A 25,900-nucleotide genomic window follows, 5' to 3' on the forward strand; every position below is an offset into this window, starting at 1 on the left:
ATTAAGGGAAAGCGAACATGAGGGTAGCAATCATCGGCGCCGCCGGGCGCATGGGAAAGGTGCTGATCGAGGCGGTTGACGGTACCGAGGGCCTTGAGCTTGGTGCGGCCATTGTTGAGCCGGCCAGTTCGCTGATAGGTGCGGATGCCGGCGAACTGTCGGGGATTGGCAAGACCGGTGTCCAGCTGGCTGGCAGTCTGGGTGAGGTGAAGGATGACTTCGATGTGCTGGTCGATTTCACCTTCCCGGACCTGACCCTGGAAAATGCCGAATTCTGCAAGGCCAACGGCAAGATGCTGGTGATCGGAACCACCGGCATGACGGATGCCGAGAAGCAGCAGCTGGCGGTGGCTGCCGAGCGCATTCCTGTGGTGTTCGCCCCTAACATGAGCGTGGGGGTAAATGTGGTGCTCAACCTGTTGCGCACGGCTGCGGCCACCCTCGGCGATGACTACGATGTCGAGATTATCGAGGCCCACCATCGCCACAAGAAAGATGCCCCGTCCGGCACTGCACTGCGGATGGGTGAGGTGGTTGCGGACGCCTTGGGGCGCAATCTCGGGGAGTGTGCGGTCTATGGTCGCGAAGGCTTCACCGGCGAGCGCACCCGCAAGGAAATCGGCTTCGAGACCATCCGGGCCGGCGACGTGGTTGGTGATCACACCGTGTTGTTTGCCACCGAAGGCGAGCGTATCGAGATCACCCACAAGGCCAGCAGCCGGATGACCTTCGCCAAGGGCGCCATGCGCGCCGCACTGTGGCTGGCCGGCAAGCCGGCAGGGCTCTACGACATGCAGGATGTGCTCGGACTGAAGTGACAAGCCGAAGGTAACAAGGTAAGTAGAAACCGTCGCCTGGCTGGTTCGGGGCTTTTTGCATGGACAGAATCCGCCCTGTTTTTTATAATGAGGCGGTTTAACTGCACCAAGCGTAGCTTTGACAACGCTGAGGAACTGCGGAAACCGGAGCTTTCCAATCCCGGATTCCGGTTCCCTGACAACAAAAAGCGGGACGGAGTGAATGACTCCCTCTCGCTTTTTTGCGACCTGAATTTGCGCTTGCGTTCCTGTTCGTGACGTTGGGGGTCAGGGTTCTGTGCCACAAGAACCCGGCCCGATTCGGAACTAACGATACGCCACTCGATGAGGATACAAGCCTTGAGCACACCAGCAATCCTTGCACTCGCAGACGGAAGCCTGTTTTACGGCACCGCCATTGGCGCTGAAGGAGAAACCAGCGGCGAGGTGGTTTTCAACACCGCCATGACCGGCTACCAGGAAATCCTGACCGATCCGTCCTATTCCCGCCAGATCGTTACCCTGACATACCCCCACATCGGTAACACCGGCGTGAATGCCGAAGACGTGGAATCCGACCGCATCCACGCGGCGGGCCTGATCATCCGCGACCTGCCGTTACTGGCCAGCAGCTGGCGCAGCACCGGCTCCCTGGACGACTACCTGCGATCAAACAACATTGTTGGTATCGCCGACATCGATACCCGTCGGCTCACCCGTATTCTCCGTGACAAAGGCTCCCAGAACGGTGCGGTGGTTGCCGGCCCGAACGCTACCGCGGAGCGGGCCCTGGAGCTGGCGAAGGCCTTCCCCGGCCTGAAGGGGATGGACCTGGCCAAGGAAGTGACCGCCGACAAGGTCTGGACCTGGAGCCAGACTGAATGGAGCCTGGGTGAAGGTTACGGCGAACTTGCAGAGCCCCGTTTCAAGGTGGTGGCCTGGGATTACGGTGTGAAGCTCAACATCCTGCGCATGCTGGCGGCGCGCGGGTGCGATATCACGGTGGTTCCGGCCCAGACCCCGGCTGCCGAGGTGCTGGCAATGAATCCGGACGGTGTGTTCCTGTCCAATGGTCCGGGGGATCCCGAGCCCTGCGACTATGCGATCCAGGCGATTCGTGAGGTGCTGGAAACCGAGATTCCGGTGTTCGGCATCTGTCTCGGCCACCAGTTGCTGGCCCTGGCCAGTGGCGCCAAAACCATGAAAATGGGACACGGTCACCACGGCGCCAACCATCCGGTGCAGGACCTGAAAACCGGTACGGTGATGATTACCAGCCAGAACCATGGGTTTGCCGTGGACGAGAGCACCCTGCCGGCGAACCTGGAGGCGACCCACAAATCCCTGTTCGACGGCACCTTGCAGGGGATCCGTCGTACCGATAAGGCCGCTTTCAGCTTCCAGGGGCATCCGGAAGCCAGTCCCGGTCCCCACGACGTGGCGCCGCTGTTTGACGAGTTCATCCGGTCGATGGAAGCCCGCTCCGCCTGACGGCGAACGGACCGGATCATCAGCGCTGCCAAGGCGCTGCCAGAATTTAAAAGTTGCTGACAGGTTTACCAAGACATGCCAAAGCGTACCGACATTAAAAGCATTCTGATCCTGGGCGCCGGCCCTATCGTGATCGGGCAGGCGTGCGAGTTTGACTACTCCGGAGCCCAGGCCTGCAAGGCGCTGCGGGAAGAGGGTTACCGGGTTATCCTGGTCAACTCCAACCCGGCCACCATCATGACCGATCCGGCGATGGCGGACGCCACTTACATCGAGCCGATCACCTGGAAAACCGTCGCCAAGATCATCGAGAAAGAAAAGCCGGATGCCCTGCTGCCGACCATGGGCGGTCAGACCGCGCTGAACTGCGCGCTGGATCTGGAAAAGCACGGTGTGCTGCAGGAGCACGGTGTTGAGATGATCGGTGCCAACGCCGACACCATCGATAAAGCCGAAGACCGCAACCGTTTCGACCAGGCGATGAAGAAAATCGGCCTGGAATGTCCGCGCGCAGCGATCGCGCACACCATGGAAGAAGCCTGGAAAATCTCCGAAGACATCGGTTTTCCGTGCATCATCCGGCCCTCCTTCACCATGGGCGGCTCCGGTGGCGGTATCGCCTATAACAAGGACGAGTTCGAGGAAATCTGCACCCGTGGTCTGGACCTGTCGCCAACCAACGAGCTGCTGATCGACGAGTCCCTGATCGGCTGGAAAGAGTACGAGATGGAAGTTGTCCGGGACAAGAACGACAACTGCATCATCGTTTGCTCCATCGAGAACTTCGATGCCATGGGCGTGCACACCGGTGACTCCATCACGGTGGCGCCGGCACAGACCCTTACCGACAAGGAATACCAGATCATGCGGAACGCCTCGCTGGCGGTGTTGCGTGAGATCGGGGTTGAAACCGGCGGTTCCAACGTCCAGTTCGGCATTAATCCGGACACCGGCCGCATGGTGGTCATCGAGATGAACCCGCGGGTGTCCCGCTCCTCGGCTCTGGCATCGAAGGCGACCGGTTTCCCCATTGCCAAGGTGGCGGCCAAGCTGGCGGTAGGTTACACCCTGGATGAGCTGCGCAACGAGATCACCGGTGGCGTTACCCCGGCGTCGTTCGAGCCAAGCATTGATTATGTGGTTACCAAGATCCCCCGCTTCACCTTCGAAAAATTCCCCCAGGCGGATGCCCGCCTGACCACCCAGATGAAGTCGGTGGGCGAGGTGATGGCGATTGGTCGCACGTTCCAGGAATCCATGCAGAAAGCCCTGCGCGGTCTGGAAGTGGGCTCTGAGGGTTTCGACGAGCAGTTGGACGAGCTGGACTCGGAGAATTCCCGTGAGACCCTGACCCGCGAGCTCAACGTGCCGGGCGCCGAGCGGGTCTGGTACATCGGTGATGCGTTCCGTGCCGGTCTTACCGTCGAAGAAGTGTTCCAGCACACCAAGGTGGATCCCTGGTACCTGGTGCAGATTGAAGACCTCATTCGTGAAGAGCAGGCGCTGAAGTCGGCCGGCAAGGCAGACATTGACCAGGCCACGCTGTTCCGTCTCAAGCGCAAGGGCTTCTCCGATGCCCGGCTGGCCAAGCTGCTGGGCATTTCCGAGGTGAGCCTGCGCAAGCTGCGTCATGACCTTGGCATCCGCCCGGTCTACAAGCGTGTGGATACCTGTGCCGCCGAGTTCGCGTCCGACACGGCCTACATGTACTCCACCTACGAGGAAGAGTGCGAGGCCGAGCCAACTGACCGCGAAAAGATTGTCGTGATCGGCGGTGGCCCCAACCGGATCGGGCAGGGTATCGAGTTCGACTACTGCTGTGTTCACGCGGCCCTGGCCATGCGTGAAGACGGTTACGAAACCATCATGATCAACTGCAACCCGGAGACTGTGTCGACCGACTACGACACCTCCGACCGGTTGTATTTCGAGCCGATCACCCTGGAAGACGTGCTGGAAATCATCAACGTCGAAAAGCCCAAGGGTGTGATCGTGCAGTATGGCGGCCAGACTCCATTGAAACTGGCCCGTGGCCTGGAAGCCGCCGGTGTGCCCATTATCGGTACCAGCCCGGATGCCATCGACCGTGCCGAGGACCGCGAGCGGTTCCAGCAGATGATTGTCCGTCTGGGCCTGTTGCAGCCCCAGAACGCAACCGTACGCAGCCACGAAGAAGGTATCCTCGCAGCGCGTGAAATCGGCTATCCGCTGGTGGTGCGTCCGTCCTACGTGCTCGGTGGCCGCGCCATGGAGATCGTCTACGATGAGACCGAGCTGGTGCGTTACATGCGCAACGCCGTGCTGGTTTCCAACGACAGCCCGGTGCTGCTGGATCACTTCCTCAATGCGGCGATCGAGGTGGATATCGATGCCATCTGCGACGGCAAGGACGTGGTGATTGGCGGTATCATGCAGCACATTGAGCAGGCCGGCGTACACTCCGGTGACTCCGCCTGTTCCCTGCCCCCCTACACCTTGCCGAAAGACGTGCAGGACGAGATGCGCGACGCCGTCCGCAAGATGGCGATCGAGCTCGATGTTATCGGCCTGATGAACGTCCAGCTGGCCTGGCAGGATGGCAAGATCTACGTCATCGAAGTGAATCCGCGTGCTTCCCGGACGGTACCGTTCGTTTCCAAGGCGATCGGTGTCTCCCTGGCCGCGATCGCTGCCCGGGTCATGGCTGGTAAGTCGCTGGCGGAGCAGGGTTTCACCAAGGAAATCGTGCCCAGCTATTATGCGGTGAAAGAATCGGTCTTCCCGTTCAACAAGTTCCCCGCGGTGGACCCGATTCTCGGCCCGGAAATGAAATCCACTGGCGAAGTCATGGGTCTCGGTGACAGCTTCGACGAAGCATTTGCCAAGGCCGCGCTGGCGGTGGGTGAGCGGTTGCCGACCCAGGGTACCGCGTTTATGTCAGTTCGCGATGTGGACAAGCCGGGCGCCGCCAAGGTGGCCAGTGACCTGATTGACGCGGGTTTCAAGGTGATCGCCACCACCGGCACCGCGAAGGCCCTCCGTGAGGCGGGGCTGGAGGTCGAGCTGGTGAACAAGGTCCGTGAAGGTCGCCCGCACATCGTGGATGCCATCAAGAACGGCCAGGTGCAGCTGATCATCAACACCACCGAGGGCCGCAAGGCGATCTCGGACTCGGCGCAGATTCGCCAGTCCGCGCTGCAGACCAAGGTAACCTACACAACGACGCTGGCGGGCGGCGAAGCATTCTGCCGCGCCATCAAGTTTGGTCCGGAGCGCACCGTACGTCGCCTCCAGGACCTGCACGCAGGAAAGTGAGACTATGGCTGACAGAGTACCGATGACAAAGGTGGGTGAATCCCGCCTCCGTGAGGAGCTTCAGCGGCTGAAGTCCCAGGACCGGCCGCGGGTGATTGCGGCGATTGCCGACGCCCGTGAGCATGGCGACCTGAAAGAGAACGCTGAATACCATGCTGCTCGTGAGCAGCAGAGTTTCATCGAAGGTCGGATCCAGGAAATCGAGGGCAAGCTGTCTGCGGCCCAGGTGATTGACGTCACCGGTATCGAAAACACCGGCAAGGTGATTTTCGGCACCACTGTGCATCTGCTGAACATGGATACCGATGCGCAGGTGGTCTACCAGATCGTCGGCGAGGACGAGGCCGACATCAAGGCTGGCAAGATTTCCGTGTCATCGCCGATTGCCCGTGCCCTGATCGGCAAGAACGAGGGTGACGTGGTGGCTATCCGGGTGCCGTCCGGTACCGTGGAGTACGAAATCGAGCAAGTCGAGTACCTGTGATGTCAGCGCCCGGGCCAGGCCCGGGCGCTCTATCCCGGGCACAAAAAAGCCGGCGACAGTCTTCTGTAGCCGGCTTTTTTGTTGGGCGGCGGTCAGCCTTGATGGCGCAGCAGGTTGGACAGTTTGGGGTTGGGCTTCTTGGCCCGTCGCAGGATGACGGCGATCTTGCCGATGGTCTGCACCAGTTCCGCGCCGGCGCTCTCGCAGAGGGCGCTGATGGCTTCCTGGCGGGCCTCGCGGTCCTGGCTGGCGACCTTGATCTTGATGAGTTCATGATCATTGAGGGCGCGCTCCAGTTCCTCCTGCAGCCCCTCGGACAGGCCTTTGTCGCCCACAATGATCACCGGCTTGAGGTTGTGGGCAATGGCCCGGTACTGGCGGCGCTGTTCAGGCGAAAGACTCATGATGCAATCTCTTAATGGTCGCAATTAACAAAACGTCAGCGGCCAAGTAGCCGCCTAACCCGTATAATCGCGGGATTGTATCATGTACCGGTGGCCGTTGAATGGCAGAATTCACCTACCCGGTCGCGGTGCCTCCGGGAACGTTTTGGTGTCTCCGGAGTCTGAACAGGACGGGAAACCAGGTGGATGTGCCAGATAAACGGATGCCGGCATTGCATTTTCCGTTTGGTCGCCCCATATGGTTATCAGGGTGCGGTTGTTATCCCCAGGCTCAGGTTGCTGTGGTGGACCTTACGGATAGGCCATTTCTGGTGGATAAGCGTAGAATTAGTGTAAGGTGTCCAAAAGGCCCGCGGAATTTGCGGGGCCTTCAATTCACAGGTGACGATCCTTGAACGATATGGCAAAAAATCTGGTTCTTTGGCTGATCATAGCCGCTGTACTGCTGATGGTGTTTCAGAATTTCACGCCCACCACCAGCGGACAGCAGGTCAATTATTCACAGTTTGTAGAGATGGTGCAGGACGGTCAGATCCGCCAGGTCACCATTGACGGTCTGCAGATTCAGGGTACCCGTAACGACGGCTCCCAGTTCCAGACCATCCGGCCACAGGTGGCGGACAACAAGCTGATGGACGACCTGCTGGCAAATCGCGTCGAAGTCATCGGCAAGGAGCCGGAGCGTCAGAGTCTCTGGACCCAGCTGTTGGTCGCGGCATTCCCGATCCTGATCATCATTGCGCTGTTCGTGTTTTTCATGCGGCAGATGCAGGGCGGCGGTGGCGGCAAAGGCCCCATGTCGTTCGGCAAGAGCAAGGCCCGGCTGATGAGCGAGGATCAGATCAAGACCACCTTCGCCGATGTTGCCGGAGTTGACGAGGCCAAGGAGGACGTCAAGGAGCTGGTGGATTTCCTCAGGGATCCCAGCAAATTCCAGCGCCTCGGCGGCCGCATTCCCCGCGGTGTGCTGATGGTTGGCCCTCCCGGTACCGGTAAGACGTTGCTGGCCAAGGCCATCGCCGGCGAGGCCAAGGTGCCGTTCTTCTCGATCTCCGGTTCTGACTTTGTTGAGATGTTTGTCGGCGTGGGCGCCTCTCGGGTACGTGACATGTTCGAGCAGGCCAAGAAGCAGAGCCCGTGTATCATCTTTATTGACGAGATCGATGCCGTCGGTCGCCACCGCGGTACCGGTATGGGTGGTGGTCACGACGAGCGCGAGCAGACCCTCAACCAGTTGCTGGTCGAGATGGACGGGTTCGAGGGCAACGAAGGCGTTATCGTGATTGCAGCGACCAACCGCCCGGATGTGCTCGACCCTGCCTTGTTGCGGCCGGGCCGCTTCGACCGCCAGGTCGTGGTGAGCCTGCCGGACATTATTGGTCGTGAGCAGATCCTCAAGGTCCACATGAAGAAGGTGCCGCTGGGTGATGGTGTCGATCCGGCTGTTATTGCCCGCGGCACGCCAGGCTTCTCTGGCGCCGATCTTGCCAACCTGGTAAACGAGGCGGCACTGTTTGCTGCCCGCCGTAACCAGCGCCTGGTGTCCATGGAGGAGCTGGAGCTCGCCAAGGACAAGATCATGATGGGCGCCGAGCGCAAGTCGATGGTGATGAACGAGAAGGAAAAGCGGAACACCGCCTATCATGAATCCGGTCACGCCATTGTGGGTCGCCTGATGCCGGAGCATGATCCGGTGTACAAGGTCAGCATCATTCCCCGAGGTCGCGCTCTGGGTGTAACCATGTTCCTGCCGGAAGAGGACAAGTACAGCCACAGCAAGCGGTTCCTGATCGGGCAGATTTGCAGCCTGTTTGGCGGGCGCATTGCCGAAGAGCTGACGCTCGGTTTCGATGGCGTCACCACCGGCGCCTCCAACGACATCAAGCGCGCCACCGAGCTGGCCCGTAACATGGTGACCCGCTGGGGATTGTCCGAGAAACTTGGACCGCTGCAGTATGATACCGACAGTGAAGAGCCGTTCCTGGGGAGGGCCGCCAGCCAGGCCCATACGGTGTATTCGCCGGAGACCGCGCAACGCATCGACGAGGAAGTGCGCAACATCATCGACGAGTGTTACGAGAAGGCGCGGCAGTTGCTGCTCGACAATCGTGAGAAGCTCGACATGATGGCGGATGCGCTGATGAAGTATGAAACCATCGATCGCTTCCAGATTGACGACATCATGGAGGGTCGTACTCCGCGCCCGCCCAAGGGGTGGGGTGACAGCGGCCCGGGCGGCGGGGTGAAAGCCGGTGAAACTCCGGAATCTGCTGCCCCGCGTGCTGATGCCGATGACAAGCGCCAGCCTGGTGTTGGTCGGCCGGCGGGGGAGCACTGATCCGTCCGGGATCAGCATCCGCGAATACTGCCTGATCCACTGCGCCGCCCCTTCGGGCGGCGTTGTTTTTTGTACTCCAGTCACGCCGAGGTTTACACGTGAAGATGAATTTTGCTGGCCGCCAGATCGATCTGTCCCGTTGTCATGTGATGGGGATTCTCAACGTTACCCCTGACTCCTTTTCCGATGGCGGCCGGTTCAACCGGCTTGACGTGGCGCTCGATCGGGCGCGCCAGATCGTGGATGAAGGTGCGGCCTTCGTGGATATCGGTGGTGAGTCCACCCGCCCGGGCTCGGCGCCGGTTTCGGTGCAGGAAGAGCTCGACCGGGTCTGCCCGGTGGTCGAAGCGGTGGCGCGGGAGTTCGACACGGTCATTTCAGTGGATACCAGCTCGCCGGAAGTGATCCGGGAGTCGGTCAGGGTCGGCGCGGGGCTGATCAACGATGTCCGTTCGCTGCAACGGGACGGTGCGTTGGCCGCGGCCGTCGAGGCGGGTGTTCCGGTGTGCCTGATGCACATGAAGGGAGAGCCGAAAACCATGCAGGCGCAGCCGGAGTACCGCAATGTGTTGCGGGAGGTGAGTAGTTTTCTGATGGAGCGGGTGCGTGTTGCGGAGCAGGCCGGCATTGCCCCGGAAAACATTCTGCTGGACCCGGGATTTGGCTTTGGCAAGACCCTGGAGCACAATCTGCAGCTGCTGGCCGCCCAGGACCAGCTCCGGGTGCTGGGGTATCCCTTGCTGATCGGCATGTCCCGCAAGACCATGCTCGGCCAGATTACCGGTCGCGATGTTGCGGAACGGTTGCCCGCGAGCCTCGCGGTGGCGACAATATCCGCCCTGAAGGGTGCGTCCGTCATTCGTGTGCATGATGTTCGTGAAACCGTGGATGCCGTAAAAGTGGTAGCGGCAATGGAGGAAGTTGGTCGATGAGCGACAGGAAATATTTTGGTACAGACGGTATCCGCGGGCGGGTTGGCGAGGCGCCGATTACCCCGGAATTCATGCTCCACCTGGGTTGGGCGGCCGGCCAGGCATTCAAGCGTGACGGCCAGCGTAACAGCGTGCTGATCGGCAAGGACACCCGGCTCTCGGGTTACATGTTCGAGTCGGCGCTGGAAGCCGGGCTTGCCGCAGCCGGCGTTGACGTCAAGCTGCTGGGTCCGATGCCAACGCCGGCTATTGCCTACCTGACCCGCACCTTCCGTGCCTCGGCGGGTATCGTAATCAGTGCGTCCCACAACCCCCATCACGATAACGGCATCAAGTTTTTCTCCGCTGCCGGTACCAAGCTTGATGATGCGCTCGAGGCTGAAATCGAGCGCTGGCTGGACCAGCCGATCCGGGTCTGTGAGTCCTCCGAGCTTGGCAAGGCCAGCCGGATCGACGATGCCCCCGGCCGTTACGTTGAATTCTGCAAGAGCACGGTGCCGAACGAGTTCACCCTCGAGGGCATGACCATCGTGCTGGACTGCGCCCATGGCGCCACCTATCACGTAGCGCCCAAGGTTTTCCGGGAGTTGGGCGCGAAGGTCCATGTCATTGGCGCAGACCCTGACGGGCTGAACATCAACCTCAATGTGGGGTCCACTCACCTGGAGGCGTTGAAGGAGGCCGTTGCCGCACGGAAAGCGGACCTCGGCATTGCATTTGATGGTGATGGCGACCGTGTCCTGATGGTGGACCGCGATGGCTCGGAAATCGACGGCGACGAGCTGTTGTACATCATTGCGTCCCAGCGCCAGGCGGCAGGCACCCTCAAGGGTGGCGTGGTGGGTACGCTGATGACCAATCTTGGCGTGGAGTTGGCACTGCGGGATCGGGATATCCCCTTCGAGCGAGCGAAGGTGGGAGACCGTTATGTCATGGAGCGCCTTGTCGAGCGGGGCTGGGTGCTCGGGGGTGAGGGTTCCGGACACCTGGTGATCCGTGATTGTACGACCACCGGGGACGGTATCGTGTCGGCATTGCAGGTGTTGCTGGCGGTGTGGCGTTCCGGTCAGACCATGGCGGAGTTGCGCCAGGGCATGACCAAGTTGCCCCAGACAATGATCAATGTCCGGGTGGTGCAGCGCTTCGATCCACTGGCTCGCCAGGATATCCGCGATGCGGTGGCGGCCGCCGAGAAGCAGCTGGGGACGGCGGGCCGGGTGCTGCTGCGGGCTTCCGGTACGGAACCACTGATCCGGGTCATGGCGGAAGGTCGCGATGCCGCGGTGATTCGCCGGGTGGCCGCCGATCTTGCCGCGGTTGTCGAGGCGTCAAAGGCATGAAAATGCCAATAAATTCGGTTGTGTGGTCGGGTCGACTGCTGTATAGTTCGGCCTCCCTTAAGTCAGGGGGCAGTCATGCGCCGTAAAATTGTAGCCGGAAACTGGAAGATGAACGGGTCTGAGGATCTGGTTCGAAATCTGGTTAATGACGTCAGTAACGGCATGGCATCGCTTGAAAATTGCGTGGAGGTTGTTATCATTCCGCCCGCGCTGTATGTTCGCGATGTCCTGTCCCTTGTCGGGCAGCGCGAAGCGGCGGTCGCCACGGGTGTGCAAAATGTTGCGCCCTGGGACGCAGGTGCCTACACCGGAGAAATTTCCGCTGCGATGGCGGCAGATGTCGGGTGTCGATATGCTCTTGTAGGTCACTCTGAACGCAGGCAGTTGTTCGGTGAAACCGACGAGTTGGTTGCCGAGAAGGTCCGGAAGGTGCTTGCCAGCGGTCTTGCAGTCATTGTCTGTGTCGGCGAGACTCTGGCAGAGCGCGAGCAGGGAGTGGCGGAGCGTGTCGTGGCCCGCCAGGTTCGTGCGGCGCTGGCGGAGGTTGAGTCCGCCGACTGGCCAAAAGTGATCGTGGCGTATGAGCCGGTCTGGGCAATTGGCACCGGAAAGACGGCGACAGCGGCAGATGCGCAGGCCATGCATCAGGCCATTCGCAAAGAGCTTTCTGGGCTTGGTGCGCCGGAATCTGACGTTTCCGTACTTTACGGGGGCAGTGTAAAGCCGGATAATGCCGCCGAGCTGTTTGCTCAGCCGGATATTGATGGCGGGTTGATTGGCGGGGCATCGCTGATTGCCGATGATTTTCTGGGTATCTGCCAGGCTGCAAGAGATGCGGTAGCAGGTACTGACGCTTAAGAATTGCAGGATATTGCAGAGAGCTGTTATGGATTGGTTGGAAACACTGGTTGTCGTTGTGCACGTCGTTATTGCGGTGGCGCTGGTGGGTCTGGTGCTGATCCAGCAAGGTAAGGGCGCGGATGCCGGTGCTGCCTTTGGTGGTGGTGCTTCGCAGACCGTTTTCGGTAGTCAGGGTAGCGGCAGCTTCCTGACCCGGATGACCACCTTCCTGGCAATTGTGTTCTTTGTGACAAGTTTTTCACTGGCTGTTTTTGCCAAGCAGCGTGCTGAAGTGGCAGGCGAGGCGGGTATTCCGGTTGTTCAGGAAGTTCCTGCGGACGCTGTCGAGAATGCCGCTGGCGAGCAGTCTGGTGAGACCGAGAGCGGGGGCGATTCCTCAGTCCCCGAGCTCGAGTGAGGTTGTTGCCCAAGTGGTGGAACTGGTAGACACGCTATCTTGAGGGGGTAGTGGCGAAAGCCGTGCCGGTTCGAGTCCGGCCTTGGGCACCATATCTGACGGCTTGGTTTATCCAAGCCGTTTTTTTTGGTCAGTCCTTGACCACTGGCGTCGGCGTCCTTATACTCCGGCGATTATTGCGACTGGTTCTGGCTTTCCGTTGGGAATGCCGGAGCTGTCGGGACAGGCCAGGTGTCTGTCAGCAGGGGGCGGGTTGCATTGCATTATCCCCTGCGAGTTCTTGCAACAAAGAGCCCCGTGATGAAGGGGCTTTTTGCTTAAGGGGCCTGGCGCATCAGGCCCTCGTGCATAAAAAGGGCTGATCTACAGCCCTTTTTTTGTTTTCGGGGCCGGAAAAATCAGTAATGGAGACGGGATAACCTTGTCAGCCAAGCTTAGACAACTTGAAGAAATCCTGCGGCCGGTGGTTGAAGGCCTGGGCTATGAATACTGGGGGTTGGAATTCCGCTCCCAGGGGCATCAGTCGTTGCTGCGGATTTTCATTGATGATGCCGAGAACGGTATCAGTGTGGACGACTGCGAAAAAGTCAGTCGCCAGGCCAGCGGCGTGCTGGATGTGGAGGACCCCATCCAGACTGAATACACCCTGGAGGTTTCGTCCCCGGGTATGGACCGTCCGCTGTTTCGTCTGGAGCAATATGAAGCGTTTGCCGGCCACCAGGTCCAGGTCCGGCTGCGTATGGCGTTCGAAGGGCGCCGCAAGTTTTCCGGACTGTTGAAAGGTATTGAAGGTCAGGACGTGGTGGTCATTGTCGACGACCATGAGTACCTGCTGCCGTTCGACAGCATCGATAAAGCCAATATCGTACCGGTTTTTGAATAAGTCATCTGACTGTAAGGGCAGGGCAATCCAATGAGTAAAGAGATCTTGCTGGTTGTTGAATCCGTCTCGAATGAGAAGGGTGTCGATAAGGAGGTCATCTTCGAGGCCATCGAGCTTGCGCTCGCGACCGCGGCCAAGAAACGTTACGAAGACGAAGAAGCAGATATCCGGGTTGCCATCGACCGCCGCACCGGAGAATACGAGACGTTCCGTCGCTGGCTGGTAGTGGACAACGATGCCGTTCCTGCCCTTGGTACCGAGCTGACGCTGCAGGAAGCCGAGGAAATCGACACGGCACTCAAGCCGGGCGATATCCACGAGGAAAAGGTGGAGTCGGAAGCGTTCGGGCGGATTGGTGCCCAGGCAGCCAAGCAGATTATCTTCCAGAAAGTCCGTGAAGCCGAGCGCTCCAAGATTGTCGACAGCTATCGTGACCGGGTAGGTGAGCTGGTCTCCGGTACCGTCAAGAAAGTGACTCGCGACAACGTTATCGTGGATCTGGGCAACAACGCCGAGGCGCTGCTGCCACGGGACCAGCTGATTCCTCGCGAAACTTTCCGCATGGGTGACCGGGTGCGTTCCCTGTTGCTGGAAATCCGGACGGACCACCGTGGTCCGCAGCTCATTCTCAGTCGCACCAATCCGCAGATGCTGATCGAATTGTTCCGCATCGAAGTTCCGGAAATTGCCGAGGAGCTGATCGAGATCCGCGGCGCCGCCCGTGACCCGGGCTCCCGCGCGAAGATTGCGGTCAAGACCAACGATCGCCGTATCGATCCGGTCGGAGCTTGCGTTGGTATGCGGGGCTCCCGTGTTCAGGCTGTGTCCAACGAACTGGGCGGTGAGCGCGTCGATATCGTGCTGTGGGACGACAATCCCGCACAGCTGGTGATCAATGCCATGGCGCCGGCGGAAGTCGCGTCCATCGTGATGGACGAAGATCGTCACACCATGGATGTGGCGGTTGCCGAGGACAATCTGGCTCAGGCCATCGGTCGTAACGGCCAGAATGTCAGGTTGGCCAGTGAGCTGACCAGCTGGACCCTGAACGTGATGACCGAGGAAGAAGCCGGTGAGCGCCAGGAGCAGGAATACCAGCGTCTGCTGGAGCATTTCACCGCTAACCTGGACGTGGACGAAGAATTTGCCGGCATCCTGATCGAAGAAGGCTTCACTTCCATTGAGGAAGTGGCCTATGTGCCGATGGAAGAGATGCTGGCTATTGAAGGCTTTGATGAAGAAACCGTCAGCGAGCTGCGCCGTCGCGCCAAGGATGTCCTGTTGAACCAGGCCCTGGCCAGCGAGGAGGCCCTGGAAGGCGCTGAGCCGGCAGAAGACCTGCTGGCAATGGATGGTATGGACCGGGGGCTGGCGTTCAAGCTTGCCGGTATCGGTGTCCGGACCATGGAAGATCTTGCCGAGCAGTCTGTGGATGACCTGCTCGAAATTGAAGGTATGGATGAAGAGCGTGCCGGTCAGCTGATTATGACCGCGCGTGCACCCTGGTTTGAAGGCCAGGCTTAATCGGGAGGAGGACCAGTATGGCTGAAGTAACGGTAAAACAACTGGCCGCAGATGTAGGCGCTCCCGTGGATCGTTTGCTGCGTCAGATTGTCGAGGCTGGCCTTAAAGCCCGCTCCGAAAACGACTCGGTCACCAGTGATGAGAAGCAGCAGTTGCTGGCTTTTCTGAAGAAGAGTCATGGTGAACAGGACGCGGAACCGCGGAAAATTACGCTCAAGCGCAAAACGACCACGACCCTTAAAACGGGTGGTGCGGCTGGGCGTGCCAAGACAGTGAATGTGGAAGTGCGCAAGCGCCGCACGTACATCAAGCGTGCTGAAGTGCAGCCCGAGCCCGAGGTGGAAGCACCGCAGGCGGAAGAGCCGGTAGTTGACGCGGTACCTCAGGAGCCGGTTACCGAGGCTCCGGCGGTGACTGCCGAGGCGGCAGCGGACGTTCAGGCTGAAGCCGTCGCGGCGGAAGAAACCGCAGCGCAGGGCGAAGCAGCGGCCGAGCCGGCAGTCACTGCCGGGCAGGCCGGTGATGCAGTGCTGGCGCCGGAAGATATGCCGATTCCTCCTGCGGAGGATGGTGAAGGCAAAGATCGCAAGCCGAAGAAGAAGAAAGAAAAAGAGAAGATTCGCGAGCGTGTCGAAGAGACCGAGGAAGGCAAGCCCAAGAAGAAGTCTGCCGGGCACCGCGGTCCTCGCAGTCGGCCCGTTGAAGAGCCTTTGATCATCTCCGAGGATGAAGACGACTCCACGCTTCGTAAGCCGCTGCGTGCGAAAAAGAAACCCAAAGAGAAGCGTCATGGCTTCGAGAGGCCGACCAAACCAATGGTCAGAGAAGTAGAGATTCCGGAAACCATCACCGTTGGCGACCTTGCCCAGCGGATGGCGGTCAAGGCAGGCGATGTCATCAAGACCCTGATGGGTATGGGTGTCATGGCTACCATTAATCAGGCCCTGGACCAGGAAACTGCGGTCCTGGTGACCGAAGAACTTGGTCACACGCCGAAAGCGGTCAGCGAAGACGCTTTCGAGGAAGAGGTGCTGAGCGAATTCCACTTTGAGGGTGGCGACAAGGTACGGCGGGCGCCGGTGGTGAGTGTCATGGGGCACGTTGACCACGGCAAGACCTCCCTGCTCGACTACATCCGGCGCACCAAGGTAGCTGCCGGTGAGTCCGGTGGTATTACCCAGCACATCGGTGCTTACCACGTCGAAACCGATCACGGCATGGTGTCCTTCCTGGACACCCCGGGCCACGCCGCGTTTACCGCCATGCGGGCGCGCGGTGCCCAGTGTACCGATATCGTTATCCTGGTGGTGGCGGCCGACGACGGCGTTATGCCGCAGACCAAGGAAGCGGTGCAGCATGCCCGTTCCGCCGGTGTGCCTATCGTGGTTGCCATCAACAAGATGGACAAGGAAGAAGCCGATCCGGACCGGATCAAGAACGAGCTGGCGGCATTGGAAGTCATTCCGGAAGACTGGGGCGGCGACGTCCAGTTTGTTCCGGTGTCCGCGCACACCGGCCAGGGGATCGATGACCTGCTGGAAGCGGTGCTGCTGCAAGCGGAAATCCTCGAGCTGGTTGCGGTAAAAGACGCACCGGCCAAGGGTGTTGTGGTGGAGTCGAGCCTCGAGCGTGGTCGCGGTTCCGTCGCCACAGTACTGGTTCAGAACGGTACCCTGCGCCAGGGTGACATGGTTGTTGCGGGATCCTTCTTCGGCAAGGTCCGTGCGATGACCGACGAGGCCGGCAAGCAGGTCAAGGAAGCCGGGCCCTCCATTCCGGTGGAAATTCTCGGTCTCAACGGTACTCCGGATGCCGGCGACGAGTTCTTTGCCGTGGCTGATGAGCGCAAGGCGAAGGAACTGGCCGAGTTCCGCCAGACCCGTGAGCGCGAACAGCGCTTGCAGCGCCAGCAGGCTGCCAAGCTGGAGAACCTGTTCGAGAACATGGGCAAGGACGAGGTCAAGACTCTGAATGTGGTCATGAAGACCGACGTTCGCGGGTCCCTGGAGGCCATTACCAAGGCCCTGCAGGACCTGGGTAACGACGAGGTTCAGGTCAAGATTATCTCCTCCGGTGTGGGCGGTATCGCCGAGACCGATGTCAGCCTGGCAATGGCGACCGGCGCGGTAATCTTCGGCTTTAACGTGCGTGCCGACAACGCGGCCAAGCGCCTGGTTGAACAGGAAGGCCTGGATCTGCGCTACTACAGCATTATCTATAACCTGATCGACGACGTGAAAGCCGCCCTCACCGGCATGCTGGCGCCGGAGTTCCGGGAAGATATCGTGGGTATTGCCGATGTGCGTGACGTCTTCCGTTCACCGAAGTTCGGCCAGGTGGCCGGCTGTATGGTGACCGAGGGTACCGTATACCGGAACAAGCCGATCCGTGTCCTGCGGGACAACGTGGTTATCTTCGAGGGCGAGCTGGAATCCCTGCGTCGCTTCAAGGATGACGTTGCCGAAGTCCGCAACGGTATGGAATGTGGTATCGGCGTGAAGGGTTACGACGTCAAGGTCGGTGACCAGATCGAGGTGTTCGATCGCGTCAAGGTCGAGCGCAAGCTCGAATCCACGGGGGCCTGATGCCAAGAGAGTTCAGCCGAATTGATCGCATCGGCGATCAGATGCAGCGCGAACTGGCGATGCTGATCCAGCGGGAGATCAAGGACCCGCGGGTCGGCATGGTCACGGTTAATGCGGTCAAGGTCAGTCGTGATCTCGGTTATGCCGATATCTATGTGTCGTTGCTGACCACGGAGGAGTTGACGGAAGACTCTCCCGAGGTCCGGGACTCGCTCGCCGTGCTCAACAAGGCGGCGGGCTTCCTGCGTGGCCAGGTCGGGCGGGCCATGAAGTTGCGGATGGTTCCCCATCTGCGCTTCCACTTCGATGCCCTGCTTGGCCAGAGCCGCCGGATGGATTCACTGATCCGCGAAGCGGTGGGTGAAAAGCCGCCGGTCGCGGCCGACCGGGATGACGATGCGGAGCAGGATTCTTGAGTCGCCGCCGCAAAGGTCGTGATGTCAATGGCATCCTGGTGATCGACAAGCCCGCCGGGGTGACCTCCAACGGCATCCTGCAGCAGGTCAAGCGCTTGTATGGCGCAGCCAAGGCCGGTCACACCGGGGCGCTGGATCCGCTGGCTACGGGGGTGTTGCCCCTGTGCTTTGGTGAGGCCACCAAGTTCTCGCAGATGATGCTCGACAGCGACAAGGCCTACATCGCAACGGCCCGTCTGGGGGTCAAGACCGAAACCGGGGACAGCGAAGGTGCGGTGGTCGAGGAGCGCCCGGTGCCCGCAGGGCTGGGCACTGACCTCCTGGAGCCGGTGCTTGACCGGTTCCGGGGCGACATCCAGCAAGTGCCGTCGATGTATTCTGCGCTCAAGCACAAGGGGCGGCCGTTGTACGAGTACGCCCGGGAAGGTATCGAAGTGGAGCGTCCGGCACGGCCGGTCACCATTTTCGAGCTGACGTTGCTGGACGTGCGGGACAACGAGCTGGATATTGCCGTCAGCTGCACCAAGGGAACCTATATCCGTTCCCTGGTGGAGGACATTGGCGAGGCGCTGGGTTGCGGCGCTCACGTGACTGCGTTGCGCCGCACCATGGCGTCAGGTTTTACCCTTACAGATGCCCATCCGGTGGCGGAACTTGAAGCCATGCGGGAGCGCGGCGAAAGTCTGGACGGCCTGCTGGTGGCGCCGGATGCGGCGCTGTCCATGTTCCCGGAGCAGGCGCTGAGCGGCGGGTTTTTGGAGTCGATATTAAACGGACAACCGGTTAGAATACCGGGTCAGCCCGTGGAAGGGTTCGTGCGCCTGTATGGCGACGGGCACTTTGTCGGGCTGGCAGAAGCGTTCCCGGAAGGGGAGAGCACCAAGCTGGTGCCTCGCCGACTGGTGAAGAGCAGCTGATCCGGTCTTACCGGGCAGGCTGCCTAGCCGGGCTGTAGAGATGCGTGGTCCGGCCGTACACGATTGCATCGCAAACCATGAGGTGAGTTATGGCACTTTCTGCCAATGAGAAAGCACAGATCGTTAAGGATTTTCAGCAAGGTGAAGGCGATACCGGTTCTCCTGAAGTTCAGGTTGCACTGCTGAGCGCCAACATCAACAAGCTGCAGGATCACTTCAAGGCCAACAAGCAGGATCACCATTCCCGCCGCGGCCTGATCCGGATGGTTAACCAGCGTCGTAAGCTGCTGGACTACCTGAAGCGCAAGAACGCTGACCGTTACCTGGAACTGATCCAGCGTCTGGGTCTGCGTCGCTAATCCGGTCGTCTGAACGACCTGTCGGCCGGCTTCCGGGTGTTCCCGGTGGCCAGCCAACAACCTGCAGGGGTCTCCGGATGCCTGCGGGTTGTGCTTCTCTCCCGCACAGTATCCGGGACTCAGCCGAGAACGGATGCGTTGCACTTAATGCTGCAGTTGGTTTGTCAGTAGTACCGAAGGAATCCCTGTCGTAATGGAAAGCCGAAATTGATAGCAGGTTGTTGAAAGGCCCGGTGCCGGCGGTCGACCGGATCGCGATCGGTTCCGGGGTTTTGCAACAGCCTGTTAGCTTTCAGACGGGTCCTCTTCGAATACTGCCACAACCTGCCTGCAGGCAAGCCGGTTTCACCGCAGGGGCGGCGGACCGGGTAAATTTTGCGAAGATAACTTCAGGAGTTGTTGTGGATCTGAATCTCAATCCCATCAAGAAATCGTTTGAACTCGGCGGCAAGACCGTCACCCTCGAAACTGGCCGTATTGCCCGTCAGGCGACCGGTGCCGTTCTGGTGACTGTCGATGACATTTCGGTACTGGGTACCGTGGTCGGCGCCAAAGAGCCCAAGCCAGGTCAGGGATTCTTCCCGCTGACCGTAAACTACACCGAGAAAACCTACGCCGTTGGCAAGATCCCGGGTGGTTTCTTCAAGCGCGAAGGCCGTCCTTCCGAGAAAGAAACCCTGACTTCCCGCCTGATCGACCGGCCGATCCGTCCGCTGTTCCCGAACGGCTACATGAACGAAGTGCAGGTTGTGCTGACCGTGATGTCCGCCAACAAGACCCAGGACGCCGACATTGCCGCCATGCTGGCCGCTTCTGCTGCCCTGGCGATCTCCGGCATTCCCTTCGATGGTCCGATTGGCGCCTCCCGTGTGGCGTTCACCAACGAGCGCGGTTACTTCCTGAACCCGACCTTTGAAGAGCTGGAAACCTCCCTGCTGGACATGGTCGTGGCCGGTACCGAAGACGCGGTTCTGATGGTTGAATCCGAAGCCAAGGGCCTGACCGAAGACCAGATGCTGGGTGCCGTGCTGTTCGCGCACCAGGAAATGCAGACTGCAATTACCGCGATCAAGGAATTTGCCGCCGAGAATGGCAAGCCGCGCTGGGACTGGCAGCCGGAAGCCGAGAATACCGAGCTGCTGAACGCCATCAAGGGCGAATTTGCCGGCGCCATTGAAGAGGCTTACAGCATTCGCGACAAGATGGCGCGTTACGCTCGCCTGGGCGAGATCAAGACCGCTGCCGTTGAGAAGTTCGCCGCCGAGGCAGAAGGTCAGCCGACTGCCGACGAGGTCAAGAAGTACTTTGGCAAGATCGAGAAAAACGTTGTTCGCCAGCAGGTTATTGACGGCAAGCCGCGTATTGATGGCCGGGACAACAAGACCGTTCGTCCGATCGCCATTGAAGTGGGCGTGCTGCCGAGCACTCACGGTTCTGCGCTGTTCACCCGCGGTGAGACCCAGGCCATCGTGACTGCTACCCTGGGCACCGCCCGCGACATGCAGATCATTGATGCACTGGAAGGCGAGCGCAAGGATCCGTTCCTGTTCCACTACAACTTCCCTCCGTACTCCGTAGGTGAAGCTGGCCGTATGGGCAGCCCGGGTCGTCGTGAGATTGGTCACGGTCGTCTGGCGAAGCGCGGTGTTGCCGCCGTCATGCCGACCATCGAGGAGTTCCCGTACACCATTCGTGCGGTGTCCGAGATCACCGAATCTAACGGCTCCAGCTCCATGGCATCTGTCTGTGGTTCCAGCCTGGCGTTGATGGATGCCGGTGTGCCGCTGAAGGCGCCGGTTGCCGGTATCGCCATGGGTCTGGTCAAGGAAGGCGACAAGTTTGCCGTTCTGACCGACATTCTGGGTGACGAAGACCACCTCGGCGACATGGACTTCAAGGTTGCCGGTACCAAAGACGGTGTTACTGCCCTGCAGATGGACATCAAGATCAACGGCATCACCGACGAGATCATGGAGATCGCCCTGGAGCAGGCCCACGCCGCGCGTCTGCACATCTTGGACGAGATGAACAAGGTTATTGCCGAGCCGCGTGCCGAGCTGTCCGCCCGTGCGCCGAGCATTACCGCCATCAAGATCAACCCGGAGAAGATCCGCGACGTTATCGGCAAGGGCGGTTCCACCATCCGTTCGATCTGTGACGAGACCGGTGCTTCCATCGATCTGGATGACGACGGCAATGTGAAGATTTACGCCGATAACCAGGAAGCAGCACAGGCTGCGGTCAAGCGGGTGATGGAAATCACCGCAGAGATCGAAGTGGGTGCTATCTACAAGGGCCGCGTCGAGCGCATCGTGGACTTCGGTGCCTTCGTCAACCTGCTGCCTGGCAAAGATGGTCTGGTACACATTTCCCAGATCTCTGACCGTCGCATCGAGAATGTCACTGACGAGCTGAGCGAAGGTCAGGAAGTTCTGGTCAAGGTACTGGATGTGGATAACCGTGGCCGCGTGAAGCTGTCCATGAAGGAAATCAAGGAAGGCGACCAGCCGACCGATTTCGGAGCCTGATAGCGTTACGCTAACCGGCTGAAGAAAACCCGCCTTTCCTTCCGGATTGGCGGGTTTTTTGTTGTTGGGGGTTGTGCTCTGAGGTTGTGGACTGAGGTTGTGTCCTTAGATTGTGGCGAGGGTGCTGCCGTCGGGCGCCGCTTGCCTGTGACAGCGCCGGCCTAGTTGGTGGCGTTCCGGAGGAAATCCAGCAACGCCTCTTTATAGGCAGGTATGACAAACGTCGCGGCATGAGGGGTATCGGTCTGCAGAAACGCTTTCGGCTGTCCGGCCGCCTCATACAGCGCCTGGCCGTGATGGAAGGGAATGATGCCGTCCCTCGCGCTGTGGATGACCAGCACTGGCACCGGACTGATGTCAGCGATGAGCTCGGAGCCTTCGTACTCGGCCGGGATGGTCCAGCTCAGTGGAGCCTGCAGTGGCCAGGTGAGCCAGAACAGGCCGAGCTTTTCCCGGGCAATATTGCGAAAGCCGGAGAAGGTTCCATCCAGCGCCAGCGCCTCCACCGGGGGCTGTTCGTCGCGGAGGGTCCACTCCCGCACCAGCGGGATGGCGAGCGCCCCGCCAAGGCTCTGGCCGAGGATGATCAGGGGGGTGTCGCCTCTGGCAGGGCGCCGGGCAAGCCAGCGCAGGCCGGTTTCAACATCGTGCAGGGCGCCCTCGATGTCAGTGGCGCCGGAGGACTTGCCGTAGCCACGATAGTCGATGGTGAAGACGTTATAGCCTTCAGGGGGCAGCCAGGCGACGTTGAGTATGTGGCTGCTGATGTTCTGGGCGTTGCCATGGAGGAAATAGATCGTACCCTTGGCGTTGCCCTCAGGACCTTGAGCGGGCAGCCACCAACCGTGCAGCGTTTCGCCATCGGCCGTGTCGAGGTAGATGTCCTGGTAGCTTAGGTTGAGCCGGTCCGGGGTAATGTAGGTTACGTTGTCCGGATAGAAGAACACGCTGCTGCAGCTGGCCAGCAGCGTGCTCAGCACCACCAGTGCGCCCTGCAGGCGGTATCGGATGGCGCAGCGTGTCAGAAGTAGGCGTGCAATCCGGCCTGCCATAGGCTCTGGTACCTGTCGAAGTGATCTTCCCGGGTGAATTCGGCAAACAGGCTGAAGTCCCGGCCAAAGTGCCAGCTGCCTTTGAGGTAGGCCTGGTCCTGGCGGTGCTGGCTGGACACTATCCAGGCTTTGGTCTTGAGACCGCCGGCCAGGCTGAACCGGTTGTTCTGGTGGAGCACGCCCAAATCGGCACCGGGCGCAACATCGTAGCCCCGACGCAGGTCGTCATCAATCTCCAGGTCAGCGGTGCCGATCGCAAACGCCTGGGTGTTTGCGCCAAGGCTCCAGCTGCCCCCTGCGCCGCCTTCCAGGTAGGGGGCCAGCACTCGCTCGCCACCGGCGTCGGTGCGTCGGCCGCCAAAGCCGACCTGCCAGGACAGCGGCGAAAAGAACTGGTCTCGCGGTGACAGGGAGCGGATCTCCACCCCGGTGAGTTGTTCGACCTGCAGTTCGTCGTTGTCCGTGTAGTAGCGGGCATCCAGGCGCAGGAACTGGAGTTGCGCGCCGCTGCGGTAACCCGCCGGGGGATCCAGGACATCGTGATAGGCCGGCCGCAAGGTCAGTTGGCTGAAGTTGCGGTTGCCGTGGCGCCCGCCGCCGAGGCTCAGGCGGAAGGTGTCATGACCCTGGTCATCGCGGATTTCCGGCTCGGGTGGAGTTTCGGGCCCGGCGATCCCATGAATCTTGCTGCGCGCCCGGAGCAGGTCGTGAGACAGCGGTGCTGCATGTTCCCTGGGCCAGCCTTCAACCTCTGTCTGGTAACGCACATAGTCGTAGGTGGCGTCGAGCAGGCGCGCCCGCTGGGAGGGCGGCAGGTTCTGAACTTCCGTGTCATCGACGTGAACGTAACCGTTCGCCACTGCTGCGGCAATAGTCTGGTGACGGTCCGGCAGGGTTGCCAGGCTGTAGCTCACCGAGGTAGCCGCCGATGGCCGGTAAAACACGCCTGCCACCAGCGCTTTGTCAACCACCCAGCGTACGGTGTCGGAGGGGATGGCGTGAGTACTCACTTCGCCGAGCAGGTCTGTACCCGGGCGGGCGACGTCGATAAGCGCCAGCAGTCGGTAGGCACAGTTTTCGTCAAAGAAGTAGTAATCGAAATTGCGATCGCGGATCTCCCAGGCATGATCCAGCAGCAGGGCAACTTCCTTCGGGGTGAGGTTCAGCTGGTATTCCCAGAGGTCCCGGTGCTCGATATCCGAGTACAGGCGGATTTTCTCGTAGTACGGCTGAATGGTGGTAATGCCCGGGTAGCCGCCGAAGATGCCCTTGTAGGCAAACAGGATTTCGCTGTCGTGGGCGGCGGCATCGGCGGCATAGGAAATGGTGTTGGCCAGTAGCAGGTTGGTTTCGTCGTCATCCTGGGGCGGATCCAGCCGCAGGAAGGTATGACCGAACATGGACGACGGGCTGTTGAGATAGGACGCCGCGAATACCAGGGTGACGGTCTCGGTGTTGAGTTCTGCCGTCCAGGCGTCGAGTTCCGGGCATGCTACCGGGGTGTCAGGCAGCGCCAGTTTTTCCCGCAGCCACTGGTCGCGGGCGGGGAAGCGGCAGCGGGCATGGTCATCGCCGCCTCCGGGCTGGCGGATGGCGGCCAGGGTTGCCTCCAGCTCGGCGGCGGGGGAGTGTTTGCCCTCCGGGCTGAGGAAAAAGTCCGCGTCATCGGCCTGGCTGGTATAGCCGCCGCCAAAGGTGTTCGACTGGTAGTGGCCGAGCGTGAGCCAGGCAGGATCGAGATGAAGGGGTCGGGATTCCGGAGTGGTCTGGGCCAGGGCGTGGTGGCTGCCCGCAGCCAGCCAGAAACAGGCCAGCCCGTAGCGAAGCGAAGCGTGCATGGAAACTCGGTTGGTTCGGAGTGGATCCGTCGAAGCTACCCGGCACCGGGAAGGTGCCAGGCATGCTCCTGCTCAGGCAGTACCGGCCGGGATCAGGCCGCGACGTACTTGCTCAGGGTTGCGTCCTGCTCAAGCAGCGCAACGATCGCGTCTACGGCTTCACCGGAGGTGGTGTCGGAAGACGGGAAGATGGCGGCAAAGTTGTCCTGCAGAACCTTGCGGAATGCGTCGCGGTCGGTCGCCTCGACGCCCAGCAGAACGGCCAGGGTGTCCAGGTTCTCGCCGGAGCCGCGGGACATGTCACGGGCTACCTTGTCGATGTTGCTGTCCATGTACATGGCCATGGATTGCACAGACTGGTTGGTCTGGCAGCCCAGGGTGCCGGTGGTCATGCCGAACGTCTGGTTACCAAAGGTACCGTTGGTGGTTGCTGCCAGAACGTGAGGGGCAATACCGGACTGGCCCTTCCAGATCATGGCGCCAACGCCGCAGCCCGGCTGGGCAAAGGCCATGGAGGATGCACCCAGAAGAATTACACCTGCGATCAGTTTTTTCATTATTAACTCCTTGCTGTGGTTAGCTCTCGTCGCAATCGCACTGAATCCGGCGCGGGCCGGCATCCAGGGCGTTAACGGCCCTGACTGGTTTCCATCAGAGGCAGGTAGACCGTTGTTGAGAGTATAGTCGAGAAATAAAAAAGGCCAACCATTCCCTATGTTACGGAATGTGTTGGCCTTTTCTGAGACCGAAAGGTCAGCCTCCGAGGTAGGCGTTCTGGACGTCCGGATTGGCCAGCAGGTTGGCCCCGGTATCGTGCAGCCGGATTCGCCCGGTTTCGAGCACATAGCCACGGTCCGCCAGGCCAAGGGCCTGGTGGGCATTCTGTTCCACCAGGAACACGGTCATGCCTTCGTCGCGGAGTTGACCGATGATCTCGAAGATCTGTTTGATCACCAGTGGTGCCAGGCCAAGGGATGGCTCGTCGAGGATGATCATGCTCGGCTTGCTCATCAGGGCACGGCCAATGGCGAGCATCTGCTGCTCGCCGCCGGACATGGTGCCGGCGCGCTGGTGTTCCCGCTCCTTGAGGCGGGGAAACAGCTCATAGACGTAGGCCTGGCTCTTGCGGATTTCTGCTTTGGTGTTGAAGAACCCCCCCATATGGAGGTTTTCTTCCACGGTCAGTCCGGAAAAGATCCGCCGGCCTTCCGGCACAATGGCGATTCCGGAACGCATGATGCTGGCGGTCGGCTCACGGGTGATATCGCGCCCTTCGAGGATGACCCGGCCAGAGGTCGCCTGGGGCGAACCGCAGACCGTCATCAGCAGGGTGGTCTTGCCGGCGCCATTGGCACCGATCAGCGACACGATTTCCCCCCGGTTCACTTCCACCGACACCCCGTGCAGGGCCTCGATCTTCCCGTAATGGGTATGGACATCTTCCAGTGCTAGCATGGACA

General features: G+C 60.4%; 21 protein-coding genes and 1 tRNA gene. 17 read left to right on the forward strand and 5 right to left on the reverse strand.

Going from position 1 to position 25,900, the window contains the following annotated elements; all coding sequences use genetic code 11:
• The first annotated feature begins 17 nt into the window (after positions 1 to 17).
• The 4 genes from dapB to greA all read left to right on the forward strand — a co-directional run bounded on the left by dapB (position 18) and on the right by greA (position 6,066).
• Positions 18 to 818 (forward strand): 4-hydroxy-tetrahydrodipicolinate reductase, encoded by an 801-nt coding sequence (gene dapB, locus CLH61_RS05700; RefSeq protein WP_099613756.1) that lies wholly within the window; start codon positions 18 to 20, stop codon positions 816 to 818.
• Between the two features lie 339 nt (positions 819 to 1,157).
• A complete protein-coding gene (carA, locus tag CLH61_RS05705) occupies positions 1,158 to 2,288 on the forward strand; it encodes a glutamine-hydrolyzing carbamoyl-phosphate synthase small subunit (protein ID WP_211289076.1) in 1,131 nt (376 codons plus the stop codon).
• A 75-nt stretch (positions 2,289 to 2,363) separates the two neighbouring features.
• The gene (gene carB, locus CLH61_RS05710; protein WP_099613758.1) at positions 2,364 to 5,582 is read left to right on the forward strand and encodes a carbamoyl-phosphate synthase large subunit; all 3,219 of its coding nucleotides are present in this window, start codon (positions 2,364 to 2,366) and stop codon (positions 5,580 to 5,582) included.
• Between the two features lie 4 nt (positions 5,583 to 5,586).
• Positions 5,587 to 6,066: a transcription elongation factor GreA gene (gene greA, locus CLH61_RS05715; RefSeq protein ID WP_099613759.1), complete on the forward strand. Its 480-nt coding sequence runs from the start codon at positions 5,587 to 5,589 to the stop codon at positions 6,064 to 6,066.
• Positions 6,067 to 6,158: 92 nt separating this feature from the next.
• Here greA and yhbY read toward each other — a convergent pair whose 3' ends face one another.
• Positions 6,159 to 6,470 (reverse strand): ribosome assembly RNA-binding protein YhbY, encoded by a 312-nt coding sequence (gene yhbY / locus CLH61_RS05720; protein WP_099613760.1) that lies wholly within the window; start codon positions 6,468 to 6,470, stop codon positions 6,159 to 6,161.
• A gap of 391 nt (positions 6,471 to 6,861) precedes the next feature.
• Between yhbY and ftsH the strand changes: the two genes are divergently transcribed.
• The 13 genes from ftsH to pnp all read left to right on the forward strand — a co-directional run bounded on the left by ftsH (position 6,862) and on the right by pnp (position 21,550).
• A complete protein-coding gene (gene ftsH / locus CLH61_RS05725) occupies positions 6,862 to 8,808 on the forward strand; it encodes an ATP-dependent zinc metalloprotease FtsH (RefSeq protein WP_228152548.1) in 1,947 nt (648 codons plus the stop codon).
• Positions 8,809 to 8,906: 98 nt separating this feature from the next.
• Positions 8,907 to 9,740 (forward strand): dihydropteroate synthase, encoded by an 834-nt coding sequence (folP, locus tag CLH61_RS05730; protein WP_099613761.1) that lies wholly within the window; start codon positions 8,907 to 8,909, stop codon positions 9,738 to 9,740.
• On the forward strand, positions 9,737 to 11,080 hold the full coding sequence (gene glmM, locus CLH61_RS05735; RefSeq protein WP_099613762.1) for a phosphoglucosamine mutase: 1,344 nt from the start codon (positions 9,737 to 9,739) through the stop codon (positions 11,078 to 11,080). The genes folP and glmM overlap by 4 nt, the downstream gene beginning before the upstream one ends.
• Before the next feature lie 75 nt (positions 11,081 to 11,155).
• A complete protein-coding gene (tpiA, locus tag CLH61_RS05740; protein ID WP_099613763.1) occupies positions 11,156 to 11,938 on the forward strand; it encodes a triose-phosphate isomerase in 783 nt (260 codons plus the stop codon).
• Positions 11,939 to 11,966: 28 nt separating this feature from the next.
• The gene (gene secG / locus CLH61_RS05745) at positions 11,967 to 12,338 is read left to right on the forward strand and encodes a preprotein translocase subunit SecG (RefSeq protein ID WP_099613764.1); all 372 of its coding nucleotides are present in this window, start codon (positions 11,967 to 11,969) and stop codon (positions 12,336 to 12,338) included.
• 7 nt (positions 12,339 to 12,345) lie between these two features.
• Positions 12,346 to 12,430: transfer RNA gene (locus tag CLH61_RS05750), tRNA-Leu, on the forward strand.
• A 329-nt stretch (positions 12,431 to 12,759) separates the two neighbouring features.
• On the forward strand, positions 12,760 to 13,221 hold the full coding sequence (gene rimP, locus CLH61_RS05755) for a ribosome maturation factor RimP (RefSeq protein WP_099613765.1): 462 nt from the start codon (positions 12,760 to 12,762) through the stop codon (positions 13,219 to 13,221).
• Positions 13,222 to 13,251: 30 nt separating this feature from the next.
• Positions 13,252 to 14,745, forward strand: a complete 1,494-nt coding sequence (nusA, locus tag CLH61_RS05760) for a transcription termination factor NusA (protein WP_099613766.1) — start codon at positions 13,252 to 13,254, stop codon at positions 14,743 to 14,745.
• Between the two features lie 17 nt (positions 14,746 to 14,762).
• Entirely contained in the window at positions 14,763 to 17,330 is a 2,568-nt protein-coding gene (gene infB / locus CLH61_RS05765; protein ID WP_099613767.1) for a translation initiation factor IF-2, read from the forward strand.
• Positions 17,330 to 17,746 (forward strand): 30S ribosome-binding factor RbfA, encoded by a 417-nt coding sequence (gene rbfA, locus CLH61_RS05770; protein ID WP_099613768.1) that lies wholly within the window; start codon positions 17,330 to 17,332, stop codon positions 17,744 to 17,746. Before infB ends, rbfA begins: the two co-directional genes overlap by 1 nt.
• On the forward strand, positions 17,743 to 18,663 hold the full coding sequence (truB, locus tag CLH61_RS05775) for a tRNA pseudouridine(55) synthase TruB (RefSeq protein WP_099613769.1): 921 nt from the start codon (positions 17,743 to 17,745) through the stop codon (positions 18,661 to 18,663). Before rbfA ends, truB begins: the two co-directional genes overlap by 4 nt.
• 89 nt (positions 18,664 to 18,752) lie before the next feature.
• Positions 18,753 to 19,022 (forward strand): 30S ribosomal protein S15, encoded by a 270-nt coding sequence (rpsO, locus tag CLH61_RS05780; protein ID WP_091987887.1) that lies wholly within the window; start codon positions 18,753 to 18,755, stop codon positions 19,020 to 19,022.
• Between the two features lie 422 nt (positions 19,023 to 19,444).
• A complete protein-coding gene (gene pnp, locus CLH61_RS05785) occupies positions 19,445 to 21,550 on the forward strand; it encodes a polyribonucleotide nucleotidyltransferase (RefSeq protein WP_407657558.1) in 2,106 nt (701 codons plus the stop codon).
• Positions 21,551 to 21,711: 161 nt separating this feature from the next.
• Here pnp and CLH61_RS05790 read toward each other — a convergent pair whose 3' ends face one another.
• From CLH61_RS05790 to CLH61_RS05805, 4 genes are all read right to left on the reverse strand, one after another.
• On the reverse strand, positions 21,712 to 22,602 hold the full coding sequence (locus tag CLH61_RS05790; RefSeq protein ID WP_099613770.1) for an alpha/beta hydrolase: 891 nt from the start codon (positions 22,600 to 22,602) through the stop codon (positions 21,712 to 21,714).
• Positions 22,572 to 24,440, reverse strand: a complete 1,869-nt coding sequence (locus tag CLH61_RS05795; RefSeq protein ID WP_099613771.1) for an Lnb N-terminal periplasmic domain-containing protein — start codon at positions 24,438 to 24,440, stop codon at positions 22,572 to 22,574. Before CLH61_RS05795 ends, CLH61_RS05790 begins: the two co-directional genes overlap by 31 nt.
• Before the next feature lie 92 nt (positions 24,441 to 24,532).
• Complete coding sequence (locus CLH61_RS05800) at positions 24,533 to 24,997, reverse strand: DUF3015 domain-containing protein (protein WP_099613772.1); 465 nt, start codon at positions 24,995 to 24,997, stop codon at positions 24,533 to 24,535.
• A 196-nt stretch (positions 24,998 to 25,193) separates the two neighbouring features.
• Positions 25,194 to 25,895 carry an ABC transporter ATP-binding protein gene (locus CLH61_RS05805; protein ID WP_099613773.1) on the reverse strand — a complete coding sequence of 234 codons (702 nt, stop codon included), beginning with the start codon at positions 25,893 to 25,895 and terminating at the stop codon, positions 25,194 to 25,196.
• Positions 25,896 to 25,900 lie beyond the last annotated feature (5 nt).

This window comes from Marinobacter profundi, assembly GCF_002744715.1.
GTDB lineage: Bacteria > Pseudomonadota > Gammaproteobacteria > Pseudomonadales > Oleiphilaceae > Marinobacter > Marinobacter profundi.

Coding starts and splice junctions, on each gene's coding strand:
- dapB (WP_099613756.1), top strand. CDS start 18: ATGAGGGTAGCAATCATCGGCGCCGCCGGGCGCATGGGAAAGGTGCTG.
- carB (WP_099613758.1), top strand. CDS start 2,364: ATGCCAAAGCGTACCGACATTAAAAGCATTCTGATCCTGGGCGCCGGC.
- greA (WP_099613759.1), top strand. CDS start 5,587: ATGGCTGACAGAGTACCGATGACAAAGGTGGGTGAATCCCGCCTCCGT.
- yhbY (WP_099613760.1), bottom strand. CDS start 6,470: ATGAGTCTTTCGCCTGAACAGCGCCGCCAGTACCGGGCCATTGCCCAC.
- glmM (WP_099613762.1), top strand. CDS start 9,737: ATGAGCGACAGGAAATATTTTGGTACAGACGGTATCCGCGGGCGGGTT.
- tpiA (WP_099613763.1), top strand. CDS start 11,156: ATGCGCCGTAAAATTGTAGCCGGAAACTGGAAGATGAACGGGTCTGAG.
- secG (WP_099613764.1), top strand. CDS start 11,967: ATGGATTGGTTGGAAACACTGGTTGTCGTTGTGCACGTCGTTATTGCG.
- nusA (WP_099613766.1), top strand. CDS start 13,252: ATGAGTAAAGAGATCTTGCTGGTTGTTGAATCCGTCTCGAATGAGAAG.
- infB (WP_099613767.1), top strand. CDS start 14,763: ATGGCTGAAGTAACGGTAAAACAACTGGCCGCAGATGTAGGCGCTCCC.
- rbfA (WP_099613768.1), top strand. CDS start 17,330: ATGCCAAGAGAGTTCAGCCGAATTGATCGCATCGGCGATCAGATGCAG.
- rpsO (WP_091987887.1), top strand. CDS start 18,753: ATGGCACTTTCTGCCAATGAGAAAGCACAGATCGTTAAGGATTTTCAG.
- CLH61_RS05790 (WP_099613770.1), bottom strand. CDS start 22,602: ATGGCAGGCCGGATTGCACGCCTACTTCTGACACGCTGCGCCATCCGA.
- CLH61_RS05795 (WP_099613771.1), bottom strand. CDS start 24,440: ATGCACGCTTCGCTTCGCTACGGGCTGGCCTGTTTCTGGCTGGCTGCG.
- CLH61_RS05800 (WP_099613772.1), bottom strand. CDS start 24,997: ATGAAAAAACTGATCGCAGGTGTAATTCTTCTGGGTGCATCCTCCATG.
- CLH61_RS05805 (WP_099613773.1), bottom strand. CDS start 25,895: ATGCTAGCACTGGAAGATGTCCATACCCATTACGGGAAGATCGAGGCC.